This is a genomic window from Intrasporangium sp. (genome assembly GCF_051961875.1).
In the GTDB taxonomy this organism is placed as follows: Bacteria; Actinomycetota; Actinomycetes; order Actinomycetales; family Dermatophilaceae; genus Intrasporangium_A.
Genome location: NZ_JBQCCV010000058.1, coordinates 1 through 9,500 on the forward strand (window position 1 = coordinate 1; position 9,500 = coordinate 9,500).

At 70.9% G+C, this 9,500-nt stretch carries 7 protein-coding genes; 4 read left to right on the top strand and 3 right to left on the bottom strand.

The window, feature by feature from the left end:
* Positions 1-166: 166 nt before the first annotated feature.
* The 3 genes from ACTHJJ_RS03650 to ACTHJJ_RS03660 all read left to right on the top strand — a co-directional run bounded on the left by ACTHJJ_RS03650 (position 167) and on the right by ACTHJJ_RS03660 (position 3,798).
* Complete coding sequence (locus tag ACTHJJ_RS03650) at positions 167-1,366, top strand: lipid II:glycine glycyltransferase FemX (protein WP_440301577.1); 1,200 nt, start codon at positions 167-169, stop codon at positions 1,364-1,366.
* 79 nt (positions 1,367-1,445) lie between these two features.
* A complete protein-coding gene (locus ACTHJJ_RS03655) occupies positions 1,446-2,873 on the top strand; it encodes an ArnT family glycosyltransferase (protein ID WP_440301578.1) in 1,428 nt (475 codons plus the stop codon).
* A gap of 163 nt (positions 2,874-3,036) precedes the next feature.
* Entirely contained in the window at positions 3,037-3,798 is a 762-nt protein-coding gene (locus tag ACTHJJ_RS03660) for a formate/nitrite transporter family protein (RefSeq protein ID WP_440301579.1), read from the top strand.
* Between the two features lie 96 nt (positions 3,799-3,894).
* Here ACTHJJ_RS03660 and ACTHJJ_RS03665 read toward each other — a convergent pair whose 3' ends face one another.
* The 3 genes from ACTHJJ_RS03665 to ACTHJJ_RS03675 all read right to left on the bottom strand — a co-directional run bounded on the left by ACTHJJ_RS03665 (position 3,895) and on the right by ACTHJJ_RS03675 (position 6,131).
* Entirely contained in the window at positions 3,895-4,725 is an 831-nt protein-coding gene (locus ACTHJJ_RS03665) for a hypothetical protein (RefSeq protein WP_440301580.1), read from the bottom strand.
* 13 nt (positions 4,726-4,738) lie between these two features.
* Positions 4,739-5,386: a hypothetical protein gene (locus ACTHJJ_RS03670; protein ID WP_440301581.1), complete on the bottom strand. Its 648-nt coding sequence runs from the start codon at positions 5,384-5,386 to the stop codon at positions 4,739-4,741.
* Between the two features lie 97 nt (positions 5,387-5,483).
* Positions 5,484-6,131, bottom strand: coding sequence for a hypothetical protein (locus ACTHJJ_RS03675; protein ID WP_440301582.1), 648 nt, complete (start codon positions 6,129-6,131; stop codon positions 5,484-5,486).
* Here ACTHJJ_RS03675 and hrpA point away from each other — a divergent pair.
* On the top strand, positions 6,130-9,500 hold a 3,371-nt coding region (hrpA, locus tag ACTHJJ_RS03680), incomplete at its 3' end, for an ATP-dependent RNA helicase HrpA (protein ID WP_440301583.1). The genes ACTHJJ_RS03675 and hrpA overlap by 2 nt on opposite strands.

Consider the following 9,500-nt stretch of genomic DNA (forward strand, 5'->3'; position numbering starts at 1 on the left):
CAGGCGTTCCCTGACAAGACGGTCTGGTCACACTTCGGACAGGGCTACGGCTACGTCCCGCTCGTCCTGCCGTTCCTCGGACTGTGGTGGATCTGGCGGCACCGCGCCCTCGTGTCGGGATCGCCGGTGCAAGGAGCACCCGAAGCGCGTCGGTAGGGTGCTCGGCATGGATCAGCCCGCCGCGCCCCCGCCGACCGGCCCCCTCACCGTCCGTCCCATCACGCCGGAGCAGCTCGGCGCCGCGGTCGTCGACCTCGGTGGCAGCTTCCTCCAGACCCCGGCGTGGGCCCGCACGAAACCGGGCTGGCGCCGTACACCGCTCGGCTGGTTCGACGGGGCCGGCTCGCTCGTCGGTGCCGGCCTGGTCCTCTCGCGCAACATCCCGCGCCTCAGACGATCCTTCGCCTACCTGCCGGAGGGGCCTGCCCTGCCCTGGGAGGCCGTCGCCACCGACCCGTCCGCCTGGCTCGACCCGCTCGTGCGCTGGGCGAAGCAGGACGGCGCCTTCGCGCTCCGACTCGGCTTCCCGGTCGTCTCCCGCCGTTGGGCCCCGGACGCGGTCAAGAAGCAGATCGGTGAGGGCGGGTTGATGTCCTTCACGCAGCTGCCCCCCGACTTCGCCAGCCCCGTCGCGACCCGGCTCGAGTCGTGGCTCGACGAGCGCGCCTGGCAGCCCATCGGCTGGGGCAACACCGCCGCCGTCGGCCAGCCCCGCTACGTCTGTGTCGTCGACCTCAAGGGGCGCACCGCAGACGAGGTCCTCAAGGGCATGAACCAGCAATGGCGGCGCAACATCAAGAAGGCCGCCAAGGCGGGCGTCGAGGTCCGCACCGCCGGCGTCGAGGGCGTCGGCACCTTCCACGAGCTCTACGCCGAGACGGCGGAGCGCGACCACTTCTTCCCCCGGGCCAGGTCCTACTTCGACCAGATGATGCGCGCGTTCGGCGTGGGCGAGGACGGCATCAGCGCCCGGATCTATGAGGCGCACGTCGAGGGCGACGTGCTCGCCTCGGCCCTCATGGTCCGCGTCGGTGACATGTTCTCCTACCTCTACGGGGGGTCGACGAGCCGCAACCGCGAGGCTCGCGCCTCCAACGCCCTTCAGTGGCAGGCCATGCAGGACGCCATCGAGGCCGGCTGCACGGCATACGACTTCCGGGGCTTCAACACCTCGCTCGGCGCCACCGAGCCCCTGACGGGCCTGCTGCTGTTCAAGCTCGGGGCGGGGGCGGATGTCGTCGAGCACGTCGGCGAGCGTGAGCTCGTGCTGAGCCGGTTCTGGCACACGGCGTTCGAGAAGGCGATGGCGGTACGGGTCGCCATCAACAACCGGCGCGCAGGCGCCAACACCGAGTCCGAGGTCTGACGCGGGCACCCCTGCACCGGAACCGGTTGGCGGGGACCCAAACAACGCGCGCGGGCCGGACCTCAGTACGCTCGCGCGCATGCGTGCGCTCACGGGGCGACCTGTACTCCTTCTCGCCCTGGCCACAGGGGCGGTTCTCCTTTCGACCGCGAGCCGCTACGGCTACCACCGCGACGAGCTGTATTTCCTGCAAGCCGGGCGACACCTCGCTTGGGGCTACCCGGACCAGCCCCCTCTCGTTCCCATGGTGGCCGGTGCGATGGCGCACCTGGCGCCGGGATCACTCATGGCCCTGCGGGTGCCACCGGCGCTGATCGCCGCCCTGGTCGTGCTCCTGGCGGGGATGATGGCGCAGCGCCTGGGCGCGCTGCGTGGCGGACAGGTCCTTGCCGCCGCCGCCACGGCGGTCAGCGGCGTCGTCCTCGCCATGGGGCACATGCTGAGCACGGCCACCTTCGACCTGCTCGGCTGGACGGTGGTCACCTACCTGCTGCTCCGTCTGCTGCAGGGCGGGGGGAAGCGGTGGTGGCTGCTGGCGGGCTTGGCCGCGGGAGTGACGATGCTCGCCAATGTGCTCGTCGCCTTCCTCCTGGCGGGTTTCGTAGTCAGCGTTCTGCTGGTCGGTCCAAGGACGCTGCTGAGGTCGCCGGCCCCCTGGGTCGCGGCCCTCGTTGCGGGGTTGCTGGGGCTGCCCTACCTCGTCTGGCAGGCCCGGCACGGCTGGCCCCAGCTGCACGTGGCCTCGAGCATCGCCGAGGGCGGCAGCGGGACGTCGTCGACTCGGATCCTGTTCCTGCCGCTGCTGGTGCTCCAGGTCGGGCCGTGGCTGCTGCCCATCTGGTTGTGTGGGCTGGTCCGGCTGTGGCGTGATGCTGCCCTGCGCAGCCTGGCCCTGACGTTCGTCGTGCTGTTCGTGACGTTCCTACTGGTCGGCGGGAAGCCGTACTACCTCGCAGGGTTGCTTCCCCTGCTCGTGGCGGCGGGGGCTCAGCCGTTCATCGACCGGGTCCGCCGGCCCTGGGTGGCACCAGCGCTCGTCGCACTGGGCGTGCTGGCCTCCGTCGTTGTCCTGCCGTTGCTCCCCGTCCGGGCCGTCGGTCCCGTCGTCGCGGTGAACTACGACGCGGGCGAGACGGTCGGCTGGCCGCAGCTCGTGGGTCAGGTCGCCGCCGTCCACCGGACCCTCCCCGAGGGAACCGCGATCCTGACCGGGAACTACGGCCAGGCCGGAGCCATCGACCGGTACGGCCCTGCACTCGGACTGCCCCGTGCCTTCAGCGGTCACAACGGCTACGCGGACTGGGGCCCCCCGCAGGAGGCCGTACCCGTGCTCGCTGTCGGGATCGATCGCGGGCTGCTGCAGCAGGAGTGCCAAACGTTGCAGCCGTCCGGACGGTTGGTCAACGCCTTCGGGATCGACAACGAAGAGAACGGCACGCTGATGGACTATTGCGTCCCGCGCCGACCATGGCAGGAGTTGTGGCCCCGCTTCGCTCATCTGGGCTGACAGGCAAGTACCGGGTTTCCGCGCGGTGCCAGCGGCGCGCGCCCGACGGATAGCGTGCTGATATGAACTCCCTGCGATCCGCTCCCGGGCCGCGCTGGTGAACCGGCCCTCCGGTGGTTCCGGCGACGTCGTTGCGCCGAAGGGCTCTCGTTCGGAGCCCGCTGTGGAGGAGGCCTACGAGCGCCTGGTCGGCGAAGGTCACGAGCGCCTGGACCGGCCGCTGCTCCCGCTGCTGTCGACCGGCCTCCTTGGCGGCGTCGACGTCGGGGTGGGCGTGCTGATCTACCTCGTGGTGGAGGCCGCGACCGGCAACCACCTGCTCGCATCGCTGGCGTTCAGCATCGGCTTCGTGGCTCTGCTGCTCGCCAAGAGCGAGCTGTTCACGGAGAACTTCTTGGTGCCGGTCCTTTCCGTGATCGCCAAGGTGGGGACGCTCGGGCAGCTTGTCAGGCTGTGGGTTGTCACGCTGGCGGCCAACCTGGTCGCCGGTTTCGCCATGGCGGGCATGATCGTGGTGGCGCTCCCCGAGGTGCACGGGGCGGCGGTGAGGGCCGGCTCGCATTACGCCCACCTCGGCGTCACGTGGCGCTCGTTCTTCCTGGCGGTGCTGGCGGGTGCGGTGATCACGTTGTTGACGCGGATGCAGCATGCGACCGAGAACCTCGGGGTCCGCCTGGTGCCTGCCGTGCTCATGTCGTTCGTGCTCGTCGGTGCACAGCTCTTCCACTCGGTGCTGGACTCGATCTTGATGTTCGCCGGACTGTGGACCGGCCACGCCGACTACGGCTACCTCGACTGGTCGCGCGCGCGCGGCTGGGCCGCGTTCGGCAATCTCGTCGGGGGACTCGTGCTCGTCACCGGTATCCGCTTGCTCCGCGTGCCGCACCGGGTCGCCGAGAGCCGCGAGCAGGGACAGAACGGCTGAGCGGGCGAGCGGGCCCGGAGGAACGCCTGGGAGTCGCCCAGATCCGAAGCGGGAGGTTGGCCGACGGACGCCAATGACGAGTCCGAAGTCTGAGGCTCACTTCCAGCCGAGCTCTCCGCTCGTCACCGTGCAGGTCGCGCGCGTGCGGCCCTGCTGGTAGGCGACGGTCACGCCCGCGACCACGATGCGGCACGCCACGGTGTCGTCGGGCCTCGGGGCCCGGACGTCGGCCGCGAGCAACGGCATGGGCATGGTCGGCGAGGGCACGAGCGAGGTTGCCGGCAGCTCGAGGGCAACCGTCCCGGTCTGGCCCTGGAAGCTCTGACGGGTGGCGGTGCCGCTCCCCCCGAGGAACACGGTGTACGGCCGGTTTGTCGGCCCGCTCAGCTCGACCCGGATCTTCGTCGCCGACGTCGGGACGTTCGTCGGGCGAGCACCGCCAGGCAGGGGCGTCGGTCGCAGGTTCGGCGGGAACTGAGTGGACCGAGCCGTGGGCATGAGTGGGCTTGGTGCGCTGCCGGGCAGGGTGATTGTCGGGGGTGGCCCGTACGGCAGGCTCGGGGTCGGCCCAGACGGATAGGTGTTGGTGCGCAGTGGCGCAGGCGGCACCAAGCCCTGTGGCGAGGGCCACGCCGGCGCCGTGCGGGTCGAGAGGGGCTCGTCGACCGCGAAGGTCTGCTCGACCACGAGGCCGCTCCAGAGGAACCACGCGAGAAAGGGCAGGAGGACCAGCACGACGATCCCGCCCACGTGCCACCCTTTCAACCGCACCGGCCCGAAGCGGCTCGAGTGGACCGGCAGCTCTGGCATCGCACCACCGGAGGCATCAGCCATCGCGCCGAAGGCCGGTAGCTCATGGCCCCGGTCCGCCGGCGGGCGGGCGGGCTCCGGCACCCAGTCCGGGTCGAGGCCCGGCGGAACCGTCATGTGGCGCTGCTCCTCATCGGGTCCGCGGCACCTCACACGTGGCGGTGCCGTCACCCGTGCCGATGGAGACGAGCGCCTCGTCGAGGTAGACGCGGCACTGGAGTTCTGCCTGTCCGTCGGCACTTTGGACGGTGACCGCAAGGCTGTTGTGCGGGTTGTTGCGGGTGAGACTCGCCCCATAGGGCAGGGCCACCTCGCCCGTGTCGAGGCCGTAGCCATCGTCCGTCGTGACTCCGACCGTTGCCCTTGGATCCTGGCCGACCACCTCCAGACGGAACGACATCGTTCCCTCGGGAATCTCATCGAGGGGCGTGTCGGCCGGCTGCAGCCGCCCCGTGGGCGCCGTCAGCGACGGCTCGAGATCGATGCCCGGGGACGACTCGCCGTATGCGCTCCCGTGCCCGATGCCACCCGCGCCTCCGCTCCCACTGTGGTGGGTCGACATCATGGACAGCAAGAGGATGACACCGATGACCGCCCAGCGCGCCCTCCTCCTGCCCGACGGGGGAGCGCACTGTACGGGTGCCGACGGCGGCGCTGGAAGGGGTGGGGGAGCCGGCCCCCACCAGCTCTCGGGTGGCGGGGTGGCGGCCTCGTCCGGGAACGCGACATACCGGTCGTGGTCCGGGTCCGGGTCCGGGATCTCCGGTCGAGCGTCCATGCCCCTCCATGCCCTCCTTGCCGGCTACCGGCCCTTGGACCCTATGTGCGGCGGGCCGGTTCCGCAGGACGAATCCCGCTCGGCGCCGAGAGAGTCCTTATCGCCACGTCGGCACCTCGCACGTCGCCCTGTCCTGCCCCGTCCCGATCGCGACGAGGTCCGGGCCGAGATAGACGCGGCACTGGACCTGCCGATAGGCGTAGGCACTCGTGACCGTGACGCTCAGCACGTCGTCCGCGTTGTCGCGGGTGAGCTCACCCCAGAAAGGCAGGCTCACCGTCCTCGCCCCCTGCGGGGTCCCGTACTGCGTCCCCACCTCGAGACCGGCGCGTGGATCCGTGCCGACGACCTCGAGCCGGAAGGTCGTCGTGCCCGACGGGATCCTGAAGAGAGGCGCGTCCTCCGGGAGGAGCTCGGCGTTGAAGCCGACGTGATCGGGGGTCAGGTGGACGGCACCAGACTGCTCCACCTGGGACACCTCGGGCCGGCCGTAGAAGGGCCCGCCATCGGAGTCCGCCTGTGACATGAATCCGCCCAGGAGCAGGGCCGCGAGCAGGAACCACCAGCCGGTGCTCCTGCGGCTCGTGCGACCGGCGCCCGACGGAGCAGCTGGGGCCGGGCGGGGTGGCCGCGGCGGAGACGGTGTCGGTGCCCACCAGCCGGCAGGGAGCGGCTCCGGCCGCTCCTCCGGGAACGCGACATGCCTGTCGTGCTGCGGGTCCGGGATCTCCGGTCGAGCGTCCATGCCCCCTCCTTGCCGCCTGCCGGCCCTTGGACCCTATGAGCGCCGGGCCGGTTCCACCGGAGAAACCCGTTCGGCGCGCCGAGGCACGCCACATATCCTGTCGCTCATGCCCGAGGAGCCCGCGCCCGCCCAGTCGCGCTCGCGTCGCTCCCGCCGCGGGCCGTCCCGACGAGGCCGTATGCCGCTCAGTCCCGAGCAGCGCGCTGCCCGCCGAGCGCATCGGGCCGGACTGGTCCCCCCGATCACCTATCCGGAGCAGCTGCCGGTCGTCGAGCACCGCGAGGAGCTCGCCGAGGTGATCCGCGACCACCAGGTGGTCGTCATCGCGGGCGAGACCGGCTCCGGCAAGACGACGCAGATCCCGAAGATCTGTCTCGAGCTGGGCCGCGGCCTGGACGGGATGATCGGCCACACGCAGCCGCGGCGGATCGCCGCCCGGGCGGTCGCGGAGCGCCTCTCCGAGGAGCTCGACGTCGAGCTCGGGAGCACCGTCGGCTACCAGGTCCGCTTCACCGACCACACGAGCCCGGACACCCTCGTCAAGGTCATGACCGACGGCATCCTCCTGGCCGAGATGCAGCACGACCGCGACCTGCGCCGCTACGACACGATCATCATCGACGAGGCTCACGAGCGCAGCCTCAACATCGACTTCATCCTCGGCTACCTCAAGCAGCTGCTCCCGCGCCGGCCCGAGCTCAAGGTCATCATCACGTCGGCGACGATCGACCCCGAGCGGTTCGCCGAGCACTTCGCCGACGCACACGGCAGGCCGGCGCCCATCGTCGAGGTGTCCGGCCGGACCTACCCGGTCGAGATCCGCTACCGCCCCCTCATCGACCCGGACCAGCCCGAGCGTGAGGAGAAGGACCTCATGACGGGTATCTGCGACGCCGTCCTCGAGCTGTGGACCGAGCGGCACTCGGGGCCGAGCTCGGACATCCTCGTCTTCCTCTCGGGCGAACGGGAGATCAAGGACGCCGCCGACGCGATCACGGGACTGCAGCTGCCCGTCACCGAGGTGCTGCCCCTCTACGGCCGGCTCTCCGCCGCCGAGCAGCACCGGGTCTTCTCACGGCACACGGGCCGGCGAATCGTCCTCGCCACCAACGTCGCCGAGACCACGCTGAACGTGCCCGGTATCCGCTACGTCATCGACAGTGGGACCGCACGGATCTCCCGCTACAGCCAGCGGCTCAAGGTCCAGCGCCTGCCCATCGAGCCGGTCAGCCAGGCCTCGGCGAACCAGCGGTCCGGTCGGTGCGGCCGTGTCTCCGAAGGTATCGCGGTCCGGCTCTACTCGGAGGAGGACTTCGAGTCCCGGCCGGAGTACACCGACCCCGAGATCCTCCGGACGAGTCTCGCCTCGGTCATCCTCCAGATGACGACGCTGGGCCTCGGCGACGTCGAGGCCTTCCCCTTCATCGACCCCCCGGACTCCCGCCAGGTGACCGACGGCGTCCGCCTTCTGGAGGAGCTGCAGGCCTTCGCGAGCGAGGACGGCACCACGCCCCGGCGGGGAGGGAGCCGGCGCGCGGGCCGCAAGCTCACGCCATACGGACGGACCATGGCGGGGCTGCCGATCGACCCGCGGCACGCGCGGATGGTCATCGAGGCGGACAAGCGCGGCGTCCTGCGCGAGGTGCTCGTCATCGTCGCTGCCCTCTCCATCCAGGACCCGCGCGAACGGCCCCAGGACAAGCAGGAGCTCGCTAACGCTGCGCACAAGCGCTTCCACGACGAGCACTCCGACTTCGTCACCTGGCTCAACCTCTGGCGCTACCTCCGGGAGCAGCAAAAAGCCTTGTCCTCCAGTGCCTTTCGGCGCATGTGCAAGGCCGAGTTCCTCCACTACCTACGGGTGCGGGAGTGGCAGGACCTGCACGCCCAGGTCAAGCAGGCGGCCAAGCAGGCGGGGCTCGACGTGTCGCGGGGGAGCGTCCACTGCGAGGTGGACACCGACGCGGTCCACCAGGCGCTGCTGGCCGGACTCCTCTCGCACGTCGGGGTCCGTGACGAGCAGCGGCGCGAGTACCTCGGTGCCCGCGGAGCCCGATTCGGGATCTCGCCCGTCTCGGCGCTGTTCCGCAAGCAACCGCAGTTCGTCATGGCCGAGGAGCTCGTCGAGACGACCCGGCTCTGGGCCCGGATCAACGCGCGCATCGACCCCGGATGGGCCGAGGAACTGGGTGCGCACCTGGTCAAGCGGCAGTACTCGGAGCCCCGCTGGTCGGGGCGGCGCGGCTCGGCCGTCGCGACGGAGCGGGTGACCCTCTACGGCGTGCCGCTCGTCGTCGGTCGCACCGTTGGGCTCGGGCGCGTCGACCCGGAGCTCGCCCGTGACCTCTTCATCCGGCACGCCCTCGTCGAGGGTGACTGGAACAGCCCGCACACCTTCCTCAAGGAGAACGCCGCGCTCGTCGAGCGGATCGGCGAGCTCGAGGCGCGCACGCGACGACGCGACCTCGTCGTCGACGACAACACGCTCGTCGCCTTCTACGACAAGCGAATTCCCCAGTCCGGTGTCTCAGGGCGGCACTTCGACACCTGGTGGAAGAAGGCACGTCGGCAGGATCCGGACCAGCTCACCTTCACCGAGGACCTGCTGCTGCGTGACTCCGCCGACGCGATCGTCGGGGGCGACTACCCGACGACGTGGCGCCAGGGGGACAACGTCCTGCCGGTGACGTACCAGTTCGAGCCCGGCTCACCTCAGGACGGCGCGACCGTCCACATCCCCGTCGACCACCTCAACCAGGTGACCGCGGTCGGTTTCGACTGGGAGGTGCCCGGCTTCCGCGAGGAGCTCGTCACGTCCCTCATCAGGTCACTGCCCAAGGCGGTCCGGCGCCACCTCGTGCCGGCTCCGGACCACGCCCGGGCCGTCCTGCCCGAGCTCGACCCGTCCGCAGGGCCACTGGTCGAGGCGCTCGCCGGCGCGTTGCGGCGCCGGGCCGGCGTCGCTGTGTCGGCTGGCGACTTCGACTGGTCGCGTGTGCCGGACCACCTCCGGGTCACCTTCTCCGTGGACCGCGCCGACGGGACGCCGATCGCCACCGGCAAGGACCTCGAGGCAGTCCGGGAGGCGGCCGCCCCCGCCCTGCGGCGAGAGGTCCGGGCCGCGAGCTCGGCCATCGAGCGGAAGGGCCTCACCTCGTGGACGATCGACACCGTGCCGGAGACCTTCGAGAGCGGCGAGGGCGTCGTCGGCTACCCGGCGCTCGTGGACCGAGGGGACTCGGTCGACCTGCAGGTGCTGCCGACCCGGGCGGAGGCAGAGGCCGAGCACCGGCTCGGGGTGCGGCGGCTGCTCCTGCTCGGCATCACGCCGCCCTGGCGCCAGGTGCTCGCCCGGCTCACGAACACCCA

Coding starts and splice junctions, on each gene's coding strand:
- ACTHJJ_RS03650 (WP_440301577.1), top strand. CDS start 167: ATGGATCAGCCCGCCGCGCCCCCGCCGACCGGCCCCCTCACCGTCCGT.
- ACTHJJ_RS03655 (WP_440301578.1), top strand. CDS start 1,446: ATGCGTGCGCTCACGGGGCGACCTGTACTCCTTCTCGCCCTGGCCACA.
- ACTHJJ_RS03665 (WP_440301580.1), bottom strand. CDS start 4,725: ATGACGGTTCCGCCGGGCCTCGACCCGGACTGGGTGCCGGAGCCCGCC.
- ACTHJJ_RS03670 (WP_440301581.1), bottom strand. CDS start 5,386: ATGGACGCTCGACCGGAGATCCCGGACCCGGACCCGGACCACGACCGG.
- ACTHJJ_RS03675 (WP_440301582.1), bottom strand. CDS start 6,131: ATGGACGCTCGACCGGAGATCCCGGACCCGCAGCACGACAGGCATGTC.